At 59.9% G+C, this 17,838-nt stretch carries 17 protein-coding genes; 7 read left to right on the forward strand and 10 right to left on the reverse strand.

What is annotated here, in order from left to right:
• Positions 1-149: 149 nt before the first annotated feature.
• Positions 150-599, forward strand: a complete 450-nt coding sequence (locus JZY08_RS17685) for an Rrf2 family transcriptional regulator (protein ID WP_035243600.1) — start codon at positions 150-152, stop codon at positions 597-599.
• A gap of 7 nt (positions 600-606) precedes the next feature.
• Here the strand turns inward: JZY08_RS17685 and JZY08_RS17690 are convergent, their stop codons facing one another.
• The 7 genes from JZY08_RS17690 to JZY08_RS17720 form a co-directional block, all read right to left on the reverse strand.
• Positions 607-1,551, reverse strand: a complete 945-nt coding sequence (locus JZY08_RS17690; RefSeq protein ID WP_216332885.1) for an acyl-CoA dehydrogenase family protein — start codon at positions 1,549-1,551, stop codon at positions 607-609.
• A gap of 53 nt (positions 1,552-1,604) precedes the next feature.
• Positions 1,605-2,150, reverse strand: a complete 546-nt coding sequence (locus tag JZY08_RS17695) for a flavin reductase family protein (RefSeq protein WP_003500407.1) — start codon at positions 2,148-2,150, stop codon at positions 1,605-1,607.
• A 200-nt stretch (positions 2,151-2,350) separates the two neighbouring features.
• The gene (gene ssuD, locus JZY08_RS17700; RefSeq protein ID WP_216332886.1) at positions 2,351-3,520 is read right to left on the reverse strand and encodes an FMNH2-dependent alkanesulfonate monooxygenase; all 1,170 of its coding nucleotides are present in this window, start codon (positions 3,518-3,520) and stop codon (positions 2,351-2,353) included.
• Between the two features lie 169 nt (positions 3,521-3,689).
• Positions 3,690-3,887: a hypothetical protein gene (locus tag JZY08_RS17705; protein ID WP_137038983.1), complete on the reverse strand. Its 198-nt coding sequence runs from the start codon at positions 3,885-3,887 to the stop codon at positions 3,690-3,692.
• Positions 3,888-4,096: 209 nt separating this feature from the next.
• Positions 4,097-5,278, reverse strand: a complete 1,182-nt coding sequence (locus tag JZY08_RS17710) for a YeeE/YedE family protein (protein WP_216332887.1) — start codon at positions 5,276-5,278, stop codon at positions 4,097-4,099.
• Positions 5,279-5,357: 79 nt separating this feature from the next.
• Entirely contained in the window at positions 5,358-6,287 is a 930-nt protein-coding gene (locus tag JZY08_RS17715) for a sulfurtransferase (protein WP_216332888.1), read from the reverse strand.
• 230 nt (positions 6,288-6,517) lie between these two features.
• Positions 6,518-7,135 carry an alpha/beta hydrolase gene (locus JZY08_RS17720; RefSeq protein ID WP_216332890.1) on the reverse strand — a complete coding sequence of 206 codons (618 nt, stop codon included), beginning with the start codon at positions 7,133-7,135 and terminating at the stop codon, positions 6,518-6,520.
• Between the two features lie 399 nt (positions 7,136-7,534).
• On the opposite strand from JZY08_RS17720, the gene JZY08_RS17725 reads away from it, so the two are divergent.
• Entirely contained in the window at positions 7,535-8,605 is a 1,071-nt protein-coding gene (locus JZY08_RS17725; RefSeq protein ID WP_216332892.1) for an LLM class flavin-dependent oxidoreductase, read from the forward strand.
• 57 nt (positions 8,606-8,662) lie between these two features.
• On the opposite strand, the gene JZY08_RS17730 is transcribed toward JZY08_RS17725, so the two are convergent.
• From JZY08_RS17730 to JZY08_RS17740, 3 genes are all read right to left on the reverse strand, one after another.
• Entirely contained in the window at positions 8,663-9,838 is a 1,176-nt protein-coding gene (locus JZY08_RS17730; protein WP_216332893.1) for an acyl-CoA dehydrogenase family protein, read from the reverse strand.
• Positions 9,835-10,866, reverse strand: coding sequence for an ABC transporter substrate-binding protein (locus tag JZY08_RS17735; protein WP_216332894.1), 1,032 nt, complete (start codon positions 10,864-10,866; stop codon positions 9,835-9,837). The genes JZY08_RS17730 and JZY08_RS17735 overlap by 4 nt, the downstream gene beginning before the upstream one ends.
• A 111-nt stretch (positions 10,867-10,977) precedes the next feature.
• Positions 10,978-12,585, reverse strand: coding sequence for an ABC transporter substrate-binding protein (locus JZY08_RS17740; protein WP_216332895.1), 1,608 nt, complete (start codon positions 12,583-12,585; stop codon positions 10,978-10,980).
• Between the two features lie 270 nt (positions 12,586-12,855).
• Here JZY08_RS17740 and JZY08_RS17745 point away from each other — a divergent pair, with 270 nt between their 5' ends.
• From JZY08_RS17745 to JZY08_RS17765, 5 genes are read left to right on the forward strand one after another with little or no spacing between them, the layout of a single operon-like run.
• The gene (locus JZY08_RS17745; RefSeq protein WP_216332896.1) at positions 12,856-13,845 is read left to right on the forward strand and encodes an ABC transporter permease; all 990 of its coding nucleotides are present in this window, start codon (positions 12,856-12,858) and stop codon (positions 13,843-13,845) included.
• Positions 13,842-14,837 (forward strand): ABC transporter permease, encoded by a 996-nt coding sequence (locus JZY08_RS17750; protein WP_216332897.1) that lies wholly within the window; start codon positions 13,842-13,844, stop codon positions 14,835-14,837. Before JZY08_RS17745 ends, JZY08_RS17750 begins: the two co-directional genes overlap by 4 nt.
• Complete coding sequence (locus tag JZY08_RS17755; RefSeq protein WP_216332898.1) at positions 14,834-15,832, forward strand: ABC transporter ATP-binding protein; 999 nt, start codon at positions 14,834-14,836, stop codon at positions 15,830-15,832. Before JZY08_RS17750 ends, JZY08_RS17755 begins: the two co-directional genes overlap by 4 nt.
• The gene (locus JZY08_RS17760) at positions 15,810-16,745 is read left to right on the forward strand and encodes an ABC transporter ATP-binding protein (RefSeq protein WP_216332899.1); all 936 of its coding nucleotides are present in this window, start codon (positions 15,810-15,812) and stop codon (positions 16,743-16,745) included. The genes JZY08_RS17755 and JZY08_RS17760 overlap by 23 nt, the downstream gene beginning before the upstream one ends.
• Before the next feature lie 18 nt (positions 16,746-16,763).
• Positions 16,764-17,819: an aldo/keto reductase gene (locus tag JZY08_RS17765; protein WP_216332900.1), complete on the forward strand. Its 1,056-nt coding sequence runs from the start codon at positions 16,764-16,766 to the stop codon at positions 17,817-17,819.
• Positions 17,820-17,838: the final 19 nt, after the last annotated feature.

Genomic DNA, 17,838 nt, shown 5'->3' on the forward strand with positions numbered 1-17,838 from the left:
GCGGGTAGAAAGGCCGATACAGAGGCGCGTCAGGCCCGGTGCCGGGACGAAATGGGCTTGCGCCGGAATTCGGTAAAAACTACTTAGTAAGTTGAGAACAACATGATCCGGCATTCCAGACTATGCCGGCTCTCTTTTCGGATCATGCGATGCTGACCAAAAAAGGCAAATACGGGTTAAAGGCTCTTGTCGATCTGGCGCGGTTGCCCCAGGGCGAGACCGCTTTCGTGACCGAGATTGCGACCCGTAACAATATTCCGAAAAAATTTCTGGATACGATCCTTCTCGAGCTTCGCAACAGCGGCATCCTGCGCTCCAAGAAGGGACCGAATGGCGGTTATTCGCTGTCGAAAATGCCATCGGAAATCATGATCGGCCAGGTCATCCGCACGCTGGACGGGCCTTTGGCCCCCATTCGCTGTGCCAGCCGCACCGCTTTTGAAGCCTGCGACGACTGTGATGATCCCGAGACCTGTCAGGTCAGGGTTTCGATGACGGACGTGCGGGACGCCATCGCAACAATCCTGGACAATATGACGCTCGCACAGTTCGTCGCAAAAGACGGTCAGGACACGCGTTCGATTCCCGCGGGCAAATAAGCGTCGCTTACTGCCGGCGCAGCTCGTCGCCGAGAGAGGCGATCAGCCCGGGCTCGCTTACGCCGTCAATAAGGCCGAGGCGCGCCATCAGGATTTCCAGCGTGATGGCATTGTTCCGGACGGAGCGAAAGGTGACGTTTTCCGCTCCCACCTGCGCCGCATCGATATTGGCCGCAAGCCGGGAGATTTGCGCTTTCAGCAGTTCAATGGCGAGAAACACTTCGCCGATGACGGGCCGAGTACCGCCGTCGTCGGCCAATCGGTCAATCAGCAGCGCTGATAGCTCACGCTGTTTTTCGCCCAGGGCCACGGCGGCCTTCAGGAGCGTGGAAACGGAGGCGGCAAGATTTCCGGCCCCTTGGGCAAGGAATGCTACCTGATCGGCGCGCAACAGGCCGTCCCATGACGTATTGGGACGATTGCGCAGGACAACGAGCAGTGCCTGCCCGGCCGTGTTAACGGCCGGAACGACGATCCAGTCCGCATCGGCGGTGACCGATCGCGCGGCATCATCGGGAAGCCGCAAGGCATAGTCATCGCCAGTCACCAGAAACGCCCGATCCACCCCGCCATCAGACGATGCAAGCGCAAAGGTCTCGCCAAGATCGAGGCGGGCGAATAGCGCCTTGCGCTGCTCTTCGCTTCCCGCATTCCGGATGAATTCAAGTGCGGTGAAATGTTCGACGAGATCATGCGCAGCCGCCGCATCGGCTGCGGAAATGATCGAAAGCGCCTGCGAGAGAATGTCGTTGGTTATATCCGCCCCGCCCAGTTCATTCGGAACGGAGAGGGCGAGAAGGCCGGAGCGGGCTATCCGCGCATGGATTTGGCCCGGCGTTTCCACGGCGCATTTTTCAGCGATCGTACGGGCGACGGTCAGCACATCGCCATCCGCGCCAAGACGCGGAGACACGAAACGAATTCTTTCGCCGAGTGGCGTGACGGATCCCATGCTCAACTCCCTCAAAAAGAATGACCGAGTGAAAGCGCCGGAAAGGCCGGCGCTCAGTCCAGCGAATGATAACGGCCGTTTTGGTAGACCAGCGAATGGCCCGAACCGAGGCGGATCGCCTCGACCTTGCCGATGACGATGACGTGGCTGTGCCGCTCGATAGCCTCTTCGATGGTGCAATCGATCGCGGCAACGGCATCCTCAAGAATGGGCGCGCCGCTCGCCAGCCGGGTCCATTCCGCGCCGCGATAACGCTCTTCGCCTTTCAGGCCGCCAATGCCGGCAAACTGGTTGGCGACGAACTGATGGTTCTGGCCGATAATGTTCACCGCAAGATGACCGAAACGCTCCACCACGGGCCATGTGGATGAGGAGCGGTTGAGCGCGACCAGGATTCTCGGCGGATCGACCGACAGAGCGGTGGCGGATGTCACCGTAGCGCCCGTGCGCGCATCACCCTCGCCTGCCGTGATGACGCTGACGCCACCGCCCAGCGTTCTGAGTGCGGCCTTCAGGCTGTCGGCATCCGGCGCCCTGCCGGAGACGGGATCGCGGAGATTGATGAATTGTTGGTCCTTTGCCGCGTATTGCAATGTCATCGGAGGCTCCTGAAAACAGCTGAATTGTTCAATAGCTAGCAGCGTCGGCGGGGTGTGAAATAGGCATCGTTTTCCATAATCATAATATTCTATAGAAATAATGTTTTATGTGCCTTTCCCTCTGCCATGGGAGACGACGCCGCGTGAATGCCTTCCCAAACTGACAAGGGGAGACGGCACAACCGCCTCCCGATGATGGATCAGGATCCGGACACCAGCTTGACGTTTCCGCCGTGGCCGCCGCCACCGAAAACCTGTTTCGCACCGAAGGAGGAACGGATCTGATTGCGCGGGCCTTCAAGCCCGATTTCGGGAAACAGCAATTCGGATAACCGATAGGCTTCTTCCAGATGCGGATAACCCGATGCGATGACGGTATCGATGCCCAGCGCCTGATATTCCCGGAGCCGCGCGGCAACTGTCTTCGGCGAACCGACCAGCGCCGTGCCCGCACCTGAGCGGACAAGACCGATGCCCGCCCACAAATTGGGAGAGACTTCCAACCCGTCACGCCGGCCATTGTGCAGCGCCTGCATTCTGGCCTGCCCAACGGAATCGGATGCCTTGGAGAAGGCCTCCTGCGCCGAAGCGATGGTTTCGTCGGACAGCTTTGAAATGAGCCTGTCTGCATCGGCCCAGGCTTCCTCGTCGGTTTCACGCACGATGAAATGCAGGCGAATGCCGAATGTCACCTCCCGCCCCTTTTTCGCGGCGGCGGCGCGAACCTTGGTGATTTTTTCCGCCACCTGTGCGGGCGGCTCACCCCAGGTCAGATATTTGTCGGTAATACCGGCCGAGAATTCGATACCGGCATCGGAAGAACCGCCGAAATAAAGCGGCGGGCGCGGTTCCTGCACCGGCGGCAGGCCGAGCCTGGCACCCTGCGCCTTGATATATTTGCCGTCGAGATCTCCCTTGCCGGTTTCGATCAGCGAATTGAACACCTGGAAGAACTCGTCCGCGTGATCGTAACGCTCGTCATGCGGCAGGAAAATGCCGTCGCCGGCCAGTTCCTGCGCGCTACCGCCCACCACAATGTTGAGAAGCAGCCGGCCGTTGGAAACGCGGTCGAGCGTAGAGGCCAGCCGCGCGTAATAGGCTGGCGAGGCGACGCCTGGACGGATGGCGACGAGGAATTTCAGTTTTTCGGTATAGGCGGCAAGATTGGCCGCGAGGATGAAGGATTCTTCGCAGGCGACACCGGTAGGAATGAGCACGCCGGAATAACCGAGCCGATCCGCAGCCTGTGCTATTTCCCGGAAATATCCGGGATCGGCCGGACGCGAAAGATCGTCGGAGCCAAGATAGCTGCCATCGCCTGAGGTGGGTATGAACCACAGAAAATCGAGTGGTTTGTCAGCTGCGCTCATCGACAGGTCCTTTGCAATCCGCCCATCGGGCAATGCGGCTTGATGATAAAAGGGTAGCCAATTCCCCGATGCCTTTAAGAAATTTTGTTCCAATTTCCGTGCCGGGAGGAGAGTTTATCTCCACGGAAAGACCCGGAAGCGACGAAGAGGCGAACAATCTTCCCGCGCGTCACAGGACAGGATAGAGGCCGAGCATCGCGAAATTCATTTCGCAGATCTCTTCCCGTTCAAGTTCAAGATCGCTTTTGTCCTGCCTGAAGCGCCCGGAATGATCCAGCGGATGAAGGTTGCCCTGTTCATCCTCGCGCGAACGTCGCCGCGTCAAACCGAACAGACTGAAAGTAAACGCATGAAATCCCTGCGGCATGTGCGCCTCCTTTGGTCAACTTGCTCTATCCTCCGGCCAGCGCCCGAAATGGTCAATATTTTCCATAAAATTACTATTCTATAATTGGCGGACCATCGGCAATTGTGAACTAAGGCTGCCGCAGCGGGAAAAATTCCGTTCCGAACCGCCAAAAAGGGGATGATGGCGTACGTGCGGGCAAACTGGCCGAGAATTTCGACGGCTGACCTTCACGGCCATGTAAAACGGCGTTTGAAAAGGAGCCCCGCAAAGGCGCCGAAACCGCAAAAAACCAGGAACACCCATCCCGACAGCGCACCCGCATGAATGCCCGACAGCAGCACGCCGATGGTGCAGCCCAGCGCTGTCATCCCTCCCCAGCCCATCAGCACGCCACCGGCAAAACGTGTCGCAAGACCGCCGGCGGAAGGCCAGGACGGCTGAAATTTTCCGGCAGAAAGAGCGGATGCAAAGCTCGCAACAATCAATCCGCCAACGAAGACGCCATTTGGCGACAGGATCGTCGTTTTAATGGCGCTGATGCATCCCCGGACCGTATCAAGGCCCGCAAGCGTCTCAGGTACCCAACCTGCCGAAGCCCCGGCTGTTCTGACGATGCTGCCGAGTTCGGCCGTTACCCCGAGAGGTGCCACGCGGAAATAGGAAAAGGCGCTGACGGCCGCCACAAGCACCCCCGTGACGACCGGAGGCCAGCGTTCGACGAAAATGCTGCGAAATGCCTGATGCAGCCGACTTGCCGGGATCGCAGCCGAAAGACCGGGCGCTGCCTTATCGAAAAAGAGCACAACGATAATAAGGATGGCCAATAGAGCGCAGGCAATCAACACCGCCGAGCCATATCCCAGATGGTGTGGTAACCAGACGGGAAGATCGTCGAAAACGGTAAGCGTGTAGAGAAAATTCCAGCTGAGAAATGCCAGCAGAAAACCGAAGCCAGCACCGACTATGGCAAGCACCGACCCAAAAGCCCCTTCGCCCAGCCGGTAGAAATGTCCGGACAGGCAGGAACCGGACAGGGCCGCACCCACGCCGAAGACAGTCGACGCAACCGCCAGAATCCAGCCGACCGGGCCAATATGTGCATTTGGCGGCAGGCGACCGGGCTGCGGAACCGGCATCCAGGCCATGGTGACGATCTGGTAAAACACCACGCCAGCCAGAAGCGCGACAAGGATTGAAACAACACCATCCGAGCGCCTGTTGTCGATGAAATCGCGAAAATTGCAGAGAAAGCAGAAGCGCCCACGCTGCATCACGATGCCGAAAGCAGCACCGGCCAGCAGCGAGAACGCAAGCTGCCTGCCATTTTCAAGCGCCCCGAGCGGATAGGTCGCGGCAGCCAGCGCAGATAAAATGGCGAGTGCCGCGAAACGGAGAGTAATCGAATGCATGAAATACCGGGATCTCGGAAGAACAAATGCCGGCGCGCCATGTCGGCGCACCGGCCTGAGGAATAAAGACGCCTGCGGCTTATTTTCCGGTCCAGACCGTGCCGGTCGGGTTGCTGATCGGAACACCAACCGCATTTCCGTATTCGGTCCATGACCCGTCATAGTTACGGACGTCGTAGCCAAGTATTTTCTTCAGCGCGAACCATGTGTGGCTGGAGCGCTCGCCGATGCGGCAATAGGTGATGACGGGCGTCGAGCCGTCGATGCCCTTTTCGGCATAGATGGTCTTGATCTCGTCTGCCGATTTGAAGGTTCCGTCCTTGTTGACGATGGTGCCCCATGGAACGTTGACGGCGCCGGGAATATGGCCGGCCCGGACGGACAATTCCTTGACGCCATCAGGCGCAAAAATCTTGCCCGAATATTCATCCGCAGAGCGGATATCCACCAGCTTGATGTTGTGCTTACCCTCGGCCACCGCGACAACATCCACGAACCTCGCCCGGACCGACGTGTCGGGCTCACCGAGCTTCAGTTTCGTCTCGACCGTTGCCGGCGCGGATGTGTCTAAAGGCAGGCCCTGCGCCTCCCACAGCTTGCGGCCTCCATCAAGAAGCTTCACCCGGTCGCCAAGGCCGTAGGTTTCGAAAATCCAGGCTCCCCAGGCGGCAAACCAGTTATTATTGTCGCCATACAAAACGATCGTAGTATCGTCGCCCACACCGGCCTTCTGCAAAAGGGACTGGAAATTCTCGGGGGCCGCAATGTCGCGCTTTTCCTTGTCCACGAGATCCGTGTGCCAGTTGAGGTTCACCGCGCCAGGAATATGCCCGCGCTCATAGACGCCGGTATCGACGCTTACCTCAAAGACCCGCACTTTCGGATTGTCGAGATTTTCCTTCAGCCAGTCGGCCGTAACCAGCGCTTCAGACGCCCCGGCTGCGGCCAACGACACCGTCGACAACAACAATCCGCCGAGAGCCGACGTTACAAGCTTGATCCTGGACATTTCCTTACCCCTTCCTGATTTGATGACCGATAAAAGGTGACAACAAAACCTGATGGAGCGAAGAAACGCTTTTTCATATTTTCTGTAGAAAATAAATACAGTCACTCAAAAACAATCAAAAGGTGAGATTCAAAATTTTTTATGGAAATTTTGGATTAAAAACTCCCAAAGGTTGTAGTCCGGAGCAAATTGGACCGACGCCTGAAGCGCATGCATGGCGAATGGAAAAACTATAGAGCCCCGGCATCTCCCTGCAGCAGCGCACCGTGCAGGGCAAGCAGTCCGCGCTTCCTCGATCTTGTCCCCGTGATGTCGGACGCCGTTTTCAGGCGTTCGAAAAGAGCATAGCCCTCAGGCCACCGGCCGAAACCGGCAGCAATATTGATGTGCCCAACGGCGCCGAGGTTGACGAGATCGCTTCCCCAGTCGGCAGCGGTGCTGGCCAGCTCATCCGGGCTCATATAGGGGTCGTTCATGCTGCCCACGACAAGGCTCGGAAAGGCGAGCGGCGCTTGAGGAAATGCGCCGAAGCGGACGATGCAGGGATGCATTGCCTCCACCCGGTCGAGATGGGCGGGCGCCACCAGAAGCGCACCCTTGATCCTGCTGGCTATGGGTCGCGACGCCATGTTCGCGACCAGCAGGCAACCGAGACTGTGGGCGACAATATAGGCGCTTTCGGTTGTGGCGAGCGCCGCTTCGAGGCGACCTAGCCAGTCTGCAAGAACAGGGCACTCCCAATTCTCCTGCTCGACCAGCCGCGCCTCAGGATTATCCAGCAGCCAATGTCTCTGCCAATGTCCCTCGTCCGAACCATTGAGACCGGGGACAATCAAGGTGGTACACATGCCTACTCCGTTGTTTGCGGGCGGTGTGCGCCAAGAATGGTGAATTTCAAGATTGTAGTCGACTATTGCCTTGCTCAGCTTTTCCGAACTCAGGAAAAATCAATCCAGACAATTCCGATCACGCGAAAAATACGTTCTCCATAACAGCTTTAGTGCCGCACCAGAGGAATCATTACCTAAAATATTTTCCATAGAAAATATGTTCTAATTGAATGAGCCGCGCGGAAAGCTTTTCCTCTGCCGCTTTCCAAAAGAAACGCTGCTGCTTGGCCGGACCGCCGCCGGTTTGCCATTCTCGCACTATCGGAGACCTCAATCTCCCGAACCCTGAAATGGCAAATGCCGAGCCTCGGCAGGGCCATTCCACCGCGACATAAAACGAAAATTCAGGCGGATAATGTGAGCAGCACGAGCGAATTTCTCTGGTACATCCCCAATGACGTCAAACCCGGCCATCGGGGCGACGCCGTCAGCGAAAACCACAACAGCCTCGATACTTTAACTACCCATGCCAGGGCGCTGGAAAACCATGGCTGGAAGGGCGCGTTGATCGGCACCGGCTGGGGGCGTCCGGATACCTTTACGGTTGCGGCGTCGCTTGCGGCGCGTACCACCACATTCGAGCCGCTGATCGCCATCCGCCCCGGCTACTGGAAGCCGGCCAATCTCGCATCGGCCGCTGCCACGCTCGATCAGCTTTCCGGCGGCCGGGTACGAATCAATGTCGTTTCCGGCCGGGACGAGCTTGCGGCCTATGGCGACGAAGAAGGCGATCAGGCGCAGCGTTATGCGCGCACGAAGGAGTTCATGCGGCTGGTGCGACGGCTCTGGACCGAGGAAAACGTCACTTTCGATGGCGACCATTTCCGGGTCAGGAACTCCACCGTCTCGCCGCGAATCGCTGAACGCGCCGGCCGGCCACATCCCAAGCTTTATTTCGGCGGCGCGTCCGAGGCCGCCGAGCAGGTCGCGGCAACCGAGGCCGATGTGCAGCTCTTCTGGGGCGAACCGCTTGCCGGCGTGCGCGAACGGATCGAACGGCTGAAGCACTTCAGTGAAACGCTCGGCCGCGACCTGCCGCCGCTGCAATTCGGCCTGCGGATCACCACACTGGTGCGTGAAACGACCGCCGAGGCGTGGCGCGATGCGGAGGCGAAGGTGGCCGAGATGGCTGCAAGCAATGGCGTACGCTGGAATGACCATCTTCAGGGCGTGGCAGTCGGCCAGCGCCGCCTGCTGGATCTGCACAGGCAGAGCGACGTGCTGGACGATAATCTCTACACCGCACCCGGCAAATTCGGTGGCGGCGGTGCCGCAACGACATGGCTCGTCGGTTCGGCGGAAGATGTCGCCGCATCGCTGCGCAAATACCGCGCGCTTGGCATCACCCATTTCGTTCTTTCCGACACGCCATATCTTCAGGAGATTGAACGCCAGGGCGACAGGCTTTTACCGCTACTCCGGGACTGATGCGGGCGAGGACAAAATGGGCGGCCTGTCGAACAAAGCCGCCCATGTCTTCTGGGATCAGCCGCCGACAGCCTTGATGCTCTGACGGCCGAGGATGGTTCGGATCATATGGCTCTGCGGCGCATGCGCCCTTGCCGTTATGGCGTCGCGATGATGGCGCTCAAGATTGTAATCCCGGCGAAGGCCGCGATTGCCGCCAAGCTCCAGCGCCAGATCCGTCACCGCCACCGCATTGTCGATCACCACATGACGGACAGCGAGCGCATCCGTTCCCACCCTTTCTCCCGCATCGATATCGCGGGCGACAGAGAGAAGCAGACGCCGGTTCGCCGCAAGCAGAACCTCGATCTGACCGAGACCTTCCTGAATGCGCGGAATGGAGGATAGCGGCGCACCCAGGCTTGCCGGAACATGGCCCGTGAGATGGCGCAACAGGGCGTCACGCGCCGAAAGCGCGACACCGTGATAGACGGAAGCCAAAAGCACGAAGAAATTATAACCATCCGCTTCATCGCGTCGCAGCGGCTCGTCCGCCGGTTGTTCGGCAACGATATCGGCAAGCGGCACCTTCACCTCTTCAAGCAGCAGATCGTCGCTGGCGGTCGCATACATGCCGGTCGCTTCCCACGCCTTTTCCGAGCGGATACCCGGCGCATCGAGCGGGACCAGAAGCTGGATCAGGCGCGGCGTCTCTTCCGTCGTGGCGGCAAGCACGATCGCCCATTTCAGCCCCGGCAGGCCGGTAACGAAGCTCTTGCGGCCATTGACCACCCAGACATCGCCCTCTATCCGCGCCGTCGTTTCTGGCAGGCCGCCATGGGCAGGCGAGCCGATGCCCGGCTCCGCCTGCGCATTGTTCAGGAGCGCCGGCTCCCTGTTATTGGCGGCCAGCACTTTTGCCGCAAGCACTGCTGGCCACTTGCCGCGCCGGATGGCGGCGTGGACGCTGTAATGCATGGCAAGGATGAGGGCGGTGGATGGATCGCCCTTGGCAATGGCGGCAATCACGGCATGCGCGGTTTCCATGCCCTCCCCCCAGCCGCCATCCTTTTCAGCCGTCACCAGTCCGAGCAGTCCCGACTTGAAAAGCGCCTCGAAATTGCCGGCGGCGAATTCGCCGCTTTTGTCATGGTTCGCCGCAGTCAGGCTGAAAACTTCGGCGAGCGCGGTTGCGATGGCGACGGGGTTTGAGGCCTGCTCCGGGCTCGGAACGGCGGATAAAGCGCCGCTCATGCCACCGCCCTTTCACTGGCCTTGACGAAACGGTCATCGATCCACGCAGCGAGATCGAAGTCGTTTTCAAGGAAGCCCCATTGATGCAGGAAATCCTTGTAATGGCCGACAGCGGCAACGAGGTCCGCATCGAGGCCGAGGCCAAGATGGCGATGAACATCCGGGCCATTGGCGGCCAGAACCTGCTCTTCGGTCGCACCCGCCTCGCGCGCGATGAAACGGCGGGTCTCTTCCGGATGCTGCTCCGCCCAGAGCGAGGCTTTGGCAATGGCGGCAACCAGCCGCTCCACCAGGTCGGGGCGCTCATCGGCAAGCCGTCCGTCAACCGTCAGCACCCGGGGCGAACCGGAATTGATGCGTATCTTCGGGTCAGGGTGAAACCCGAATTCTGCCACCTGCACGGCGCCGATCAGGTTCGCGGCGGCGATGCCGGCGGTTCCCTTGACGAAAATCGCATCGACCTCACCGCGCAACAGCGCAATAATCTCCTCCCCGAAGGATTGTCGCCGCTTCAGGCCGAAAAGGGATGGTCCTTCCTGTGTCGCCAGTACGGAATCCTTGATGACGATATCCTTCAGCTCGATATCCTCGATTTTCAGCCCCTCCAGAGAGAGCGCCGAGGTAATGCCCTTCAGCGCCGTTGCGCGCATGAAATCGACAATGCCGTCCGGCCTGCGCGGCACACCGAAACGGCGACCGACGAGATCGGCAAGCGAGCGGATGCCGGTTTCCGGCAGGGTGATGATCGCCTGAAACTCATCCGTCCACGTCACCCCGATGAGCCGCGTATTGCGCCCTTCCGAGCGGGCGCGGATGGGCGGCACATTGCCGCCGTGACGGAAGGACCATTCCAGCGTGTGGTTGAAATGGCTCTGCCGGACGGAACGGTCAGGCGAATCGATGATGGATTTCAGCGATATGCCGACCTCCGCGAAGGTCTGCCCGAGATACCCGAGCTGCGCCGCCAGCCCCACGGGCGTGGGCACCGGGCAGCGTGTGTACCAGATTTCAGAAAGTGTCGTGCTCATGGCTTTGGCCTCGATGAAAACGATGGCACCAGAAAGCGATGCTGCGGTGCCTTTCGACGGAAGGGAGAAGTCCCGGCCCGCCGCAAAGGCGGACCGGGTTCGGCAAAAAGATCAGGATGCGGCGATATGCGCGAAGGCGAGGCTTCCCGCCACACCTTCCGCACCGATGGTGTGGTCGGCAATGCGCTTGTTGAAGATGGTAATCTCGGGTGCTGCGACGATGTCGATGGCCGGCACGTCTTCGACGAGAATCTGCTGTATTTCCTTCCATTGCGCGACGCGCTTGTCCGGATCGATCTCGACAGCGGCAGCTTCCAGCAGCGCATCCACCTTCGGATTGCTGTAGGCGGCGCCATTGGAGAAAGGCACACCCTTCTTGAAGTTCTTGGACCAGTAGAGCCGCTGGACGCCGACGGTCGGGTCGAAGAGATTGCTCATGCCCTCATAGGCAAAATCGAAATCCCGATCCGTGTAGATGCGCTTCGTGTAGGTGGCGAAATCCTGGGTGCGTACCGTCACATCCACGCCGACCTTTGCCAGCGCCTGGCGAATATAATCCGCGCCGCGTGGATAGGCCTCGGTGCTCGGCACATAGTCCAGGTTGAGCTTGAAGCGGATGCCATCAGCCCCGCGCTTGTATCCCGCCTCGTCCAGCAGCGCTTCGGCCGCCTTCAGATCGATCGGATAGGTCTTCAGATCCTCGACAAACCATTTCGTCAGCTTCGGATTGATCGGCCCGGTGATCGTCGCGCCATAGCCGTAATTGACCGTGTTGAAGATGACGTTGCGGTCGATCACATGCGCGAAGGCACGGCGGACGCGGACGTCCTTGAACACATCCTTTTCGAGATTGAACTCAACGCGGCTGACGGAATTCGAATATTGATAGCCGTTCGTCTCGAAGCCGAGGCTCGGCAGCTCCTTCAGGCGGTCGAGATCGCTATAGGCGACCGGGGTGCTCGGAGCGAGATCGATCTCACCTGTTTCGATTGCGATGGCACGGGCCGACGCGTCAGGAATGAAGCGGACAATAAGCTTGTCGAGATAAGGACGCGGCGCATCCCAATAATCGGCATTGCGCTCAAAAACGATATGGCTGCCGCGCACCCATTCCTTGAACTTGAATGGGCCGGTGCCGACAGGCGCGAGGTTGATGGGGTTTTCGGTGACTTTGGTGCCTTCATAAAGATGCTTGGGCACGATAGGCGTTTCGGCGGCGGCGAGCGCCGTTATCAGATACGGCGCAGGCTTGGAAAGAACCAGCACCGCCGTCAGATCATCCGGGGTCTCGACACTGGTAAGGTTCAGGAAGGTATTGCGCCCGCGCGGATGCACTTCCTTGATGGTGTTGATGGAGAACGCCACATCGGCGGATGTGAAAGGCTTGCCGTCATGCCATTTTACACCGGGCCTCAAATTGAAGGTGTAACGCAGGCCATCCGCGCTCACATTCCATGATTTGGCCAGTAGCGGCTTAGGATTGAGGTCGAAATCATAGGTCAGCAGCCCTTCCGTGACCTTGGGCGATATGTAGACGGAATTATAGGCCGTGTGCGCGATCGTCGTCAGCACCGGCGGCTCCGATGAGATGAGCAGGGTGGCCGTGCCACCGCGTGCCGGCTCTGCCGCGTTGAGCTTCAGCCCCGGCAATGACACCACGCCAAGCGCTACAGACGCCAGCAGAAATCCGCGCCGCGTCGTCTGGTTGAAAACAGTCATGCGATACCTCTCCTTAATTGAACCGGCGAAAAACCGGCAAAACTGAACGGCCGCGCTTGGGAAGAAGTTTGTTCCGCAGACAAGAGTGAGATTGGCATGAAGCACCAACCATTCTCATAAATAGGAATTATCTTTTCTTTATGGCGCATTTTTCCGTAAATTTCAGAAAATAATTCCATTACTCTTTGACAAATTCCATAAAATTAGTCAACTAATACCCACGCCTTCAGGGGCTGATTTCATGTTTTCCACGCTTACGGACTGGAGCCGATGTCGAATTCGAAACGGATTTTATCGCAGGCAAGGCGGGTCGCCATTCAGGCCATTCCGACGGTTCTCGGTATCGTCATCCTGAACTTCTTCCTGCTGCAGCTGGCGCCCGGCGATGCCGCCGATGTGCTGGCGGCGGAAGCGGGTTCAGCGACCGTCGAGACCATGGCCGAAATCCGCAACCGCTTTGGGCTGGATCTGCCCGTCGTGCATCAGCTGATGAACTATCTCGGCAATCTCGCCCAGTTCAGCCTCGGTTTTTCACCGCGCTACGGCATGCCGGTCGCCGATCTCATCGGCCAGCGGTTGCCCGGCACGCTCGCCCTGATGGGAGCCGCACTTGGCATTGCGATTTTCGTCGGCGTGTTCCTCGGCTCCATGATGGCGCTCTTTTCCGGAAAGCTGCCGGACCGGATCATTTCGATAGGTTCCCTGATCTTTTATTCCGTACCGGGCTTCTGGATCGGCCTGATGCTTATCCTGACCTTCTCGGTCAAGCTCGGCTGGCTTCCGTCTGGCGGCGACAGCACCATCGGCAGCAGCCTCACCGGCCTTGACGCCCTTCTGGACAGGCTGCGCTACATCGTTCTCCCCGCCCTTTCGCTGGCGCTTTATTTTCTGGCGATTTATGCCCGCCTTACCCGCGCGGCGATGCTGGAAGTCAAATCCCAGGACTACGTGCGCACGGCACGGGCAAAAGGCGTATCACCGCTCCGCCTGACCACACGCCATATTCTGCGCAATGCGCTCATCCCGATCACCACCATGGCCGGCATGCATATTGGCGGCCTGCTCGGCGGCGCGGTCGTGGTTGAGACCGTCTTCAGCTGGCCAGGCCTTGGCCGTCTTGCTTTCGAGGCCGTCATGGCCCGCGATTTCAGCGTGCTGCTCGGCATTCTGCTTCTCTCTTCCCTCGTCGTCATCATCGTCAATGCGGCCGTGGACCTGTTGCAGGCATGGCTTGATCCCCGCATCGGAGAAAGCCGATGAATTCCTCCCATACATCAGCAGTTCTCGACCCGGCCGAACTCAGCGCTGAAGAGAGAAATCCCAAACCGAAAAAACCGGAAGAAAAGGTCTGGCCCTATATTCATGCGCCGGACGCGCTTTCAGCCCGCTCCGTCTCCGTGCCGCGGCGCGGCCTGCGGCGGGAACTGAAGATTTTTCTCACCAATCCCAACGCCATCGTCGGGCTTTTGTTTCTCGCCACCGTCATCGTCACCGCGCTTCTGGCTCCGCTGATCTATCCCGGTGATCCCTTGGAAATGGTGGCTCGTCCCTTCCTGTGGCCGGGGCAGAATGCCGCCTACCCGCTCGGCACCGATTCCATGGGCCGGGATGTTCTGGCCGGCATCGTGCACGGTGCGCGCATCTCGCTCACCGTGGGTGTCGTCGCCACTCTGATCGGGCTGACGATCGGCATTACAATCGGCGCTTTCGCCGGCTATTTCGGCGGCGTCATCGACGATATTCTGGTGAAGATCATCGAAATCTTCCAGACATTGCCGAACTTCGTGCTGCTGGTGGTGCTCGTCGCCATCGCCCAGCCTTCGGTCACCACGGTAACCTCGGCGATCGGCATCATCACCTGGCCGCTCGTTGCACGCCTGACCCGCGCCGAATTCCGCGCCATCCGCGAGAAGGACTATGTGCTGGCCGCCCGCAGCCTTGGTTACGGCCATGCGCGCATCGTATTCCAGGAAATCCTGCCCAACGCCCTGCCGCCGATTATCGTCACCTCCTCCGTCATGGTGGCGGGTGCGATCCTCATGGAGGCGGCACTTTCCTTCATGGGGCTTGGCGACCCCAACCGCGTTTCCTGGGGCTCGATGATCGGTTCGGGACGCGATGTCATCCGCACCGCCTGGTATCTCACCGCCCTTCCCGGCCTCGCCATCGTCTTCACCGTCATTTCGCTGAACCTCATCAGCGATGGTCTCAACGATGCGCTCAACCCCCGCTTCTCGGAGGAACGCCGATGAGCAAACTGATCGAAGTCCACGATCTCTCCGTCAGCTTCGGCTCCGCTCAACCGGTTAAAGGCGTCAGCTTCGATGTGCAGTCCGGTGAAATGCTGGCCATCGTCGGCGAAAGCGGCTCGGGCAAATCGCTGACCGCGCTCGGCCTGATCGGCTTGTTGCCCTCCCACGCCAAGACCGGCGGCCGGGTTCTGCTCGAGGGCCGCGATCTGCTGCCGCTTTCCGAGCGGCAATGGCGCGGCATTCGCGGCCGGGATATCGGCATGATCTTTCAGGAGCCGATGACCTCGCTCAACCCCGTGCTGACGGTCGGCGAGCAGATCATCGAGGTGCTGCGCATCCACGAGAAGATCGACCGGCATCAGGCCCGCAAACGCGCCATCGAGCTTCTGGACCTCGTCAATATTCCCGACGCCCGGCGCCGTGTGGACGATTATCCGCACCAGCTTTCCGGCGGCATGCGCCAGCGTGTGATGATCGCTATCGGCGTTGCCTGCAATCCCAAACTGCTGATCGCCGACGAGGCGACGACCGCGCTCGACGTGACGATACAGGCGCAAATCCTGCAATTGCTCGACAATCTGCGCCGCGATCTCAACATGGCCGTCATCCTCATCACCCACGATCTCGGCATCGTGGCGCAATGGGCGGACCGGGTGATGGTCATGTATGCCGGCCGCAAGGTGGAAGAGGGATTGCCGGAACCGGTTTTCTCCAATCCCTATCATCCCTATACGCGCGGCCTGCTGGCTGCCTCTCCGCGCACGGAAGACGGCCAGCATTATCGTGATGGGCCGCTCATCGAAATTCCGGGTTCCATCGTTTCCGCAACGGGGGAACGCGGCTGCGCCTTCCGGCCACGCTGTCCGAGCGCCCGCGGTTTCTGCGGGCAGTTCGTGCCACCGCTGCGGCAAATCTCGCAAGGCCGTTACGCCGCCTGCCCCTTCGTTGCTCCCACATCCAAGGAAGTATCCGATGACGCTCTTGTCAGTGCATAGTCTTTCCACCCACTATTCGGGAGGACGCGGAACCGTGCGCGCCGTCGACGATGTGTCGCTCGACATCGAGGCGGGCGAGACCGTGGCGCTGGTGGGCGAATCCGGCTGCGGCAAATCCTCGCTCGGCAAGTCGCTGATGCGTCTGGTCGAACCGTCATCCGGCAGGATCACCTTCAAGGGTGCCGACGTCACGGCAATGACATCTTCCGAACTGCGCGGCATCCGCCGCCGCATCCAGATGATCTTTCAGGATCCCTTCGCCTCGCTCAACCCGCGCCAGACGGCGCGCACCATTCTCACCGGACCACTGAAGGTGCATGGCATCGGTGACCGGGCGCGCCAGCGGGAGATCGTCGAGGCCATCGTGGCACAGGTGGGCCTGCCGGCGGATTCGCTCGACCGTTATCCGCATGAATTTTCCGGCGGACAGCGCCAGCGCATCGGCATTGCCCGCGCGCTGGTTCTGGAACCGGAACTGGTGGTCTGCGACGAGCCGGTTTCGGCGCTCGATCTTTCCATACAGGCGCAGATCCTCAATCTTCTGGTGGAGATGAAGAAGCGGCTTTCGCTGTCCTACCTCTTCGTGTCCCACGACCTTTCGGTCGTGCGCTATTTTTCCGATCGCGTGCTGGTCATGTATCTCGGCAAGATCGTGGAAAGCGCGCCGACCACCGAACTCTGGGCGTCGCCAAAACACCCCTATACCCGCGCGCTTCTCGCAGCTGTTCCCGATCCCGCCCGCCGCAAACAGGCAGCCCCCATTTCCGGTGACCTGCCGAGCCCGCACGACCCGCCATCCGGCTGCCGGTTTCACACCCGCTGCCCGCTCGCCACCGATCTCTGTCGCGAAAAAGCGCCGGATTACACTCTTTTCGGCAAGAACCACGCCGTGGCCTGCCACCATGCCCAATAAACTGAAGGAGCAACCATAATGGTCGACTATCGCTATCTCGGGCGCAGCGCGCTGAAAGTCTCACCGCTGAGCCTCGGCACGATGATGTTCGGAGGCCCGACACCGGATGACGCGGCCTTCCGCATCATCGACAAGGCACGCGAGCAGGGCATCAACTTCATCGACACCGCCGATGTCTATCACGACGGCAAGTCAGAGGAAGTCGTCGGTCGCGGCATCAAGGCCAGTCGCGATCACTGGGTTCTGGCAACGAAATTCGTCAATTCCCATACCAAGGGTCCGAACCTCGGCGGACATTCGCGCAAATGGGTGATCGAGACCGTTGAGAATTCGCTTCGCCGTCTCAACACCGACTACATCGATATTCTCTATTTCCACCGCGCGGTCTTCGACGCGCCGCTGGAAGAGCCGGTACGCGCGATTGCCGATCTCATCCGAGCCGGCAAGCTGCGCTATTTCGGCGTTTCGAACTTCCGCGGTTGGCGTATTGCCGAAATTTCGCATCTGGCCGATCAGCTCGGCATCGACCGGCCTATCGCCAGCCAGCCGCTCTACAACATCGTCAACCGCACGGCCGAAGCCGAGCAGCTGCCCGCGGCACATAATTACGGGCTGGGCGTCGTTTCCTATTCGCCGCTCGCACGTGGTGTGCTCACCGGCAAATATCAACCGGGCGAGCAGCCGGGCGCCGATACCCGCGTCGGCCGCGGCGACAAGCGTGTTCTGGAAACGGAATGGCGTCCGGAATCGGTCGAAATCGCTCAGAAGGTTGCGGCACACGCCGCATCGAAGGGCGTTTCGGCAGCGGATTTCGCGCTCGCCTGGGTACTGAACAACAAGTTTGTCACCGCCGCTATCACCGGCCCGCGCACAGAGGAGCATTGGGACGGCTACGTCCGCGCCCTCGATGTGAAGATCGATGCGGAAGACGAGGCGCTGGTCGACAGCCTTGTAACGACAGGCCATCCCTCGACACCCGGCTTCAACGATCCGAGCCATCCCGTCGAAGGCCGCGTGCCGCGCAATGTCGAACCCGCTCCCCGCCCGGTCGTCAAGCCGCGCGCGGTCGCCTGATCGTTCAGAAGACAATGCC

Source organism: Rhizobium sp. X9 (genome assembly GCF_018873185.1).
GTDB classification, from domain to species: Bacteria; Pseudomonadota; Alphaproteobacteria; order Rhizobiales; family Rhizobiaceae; genus Agrobacterium; species Agrobacterium oryzihabitans.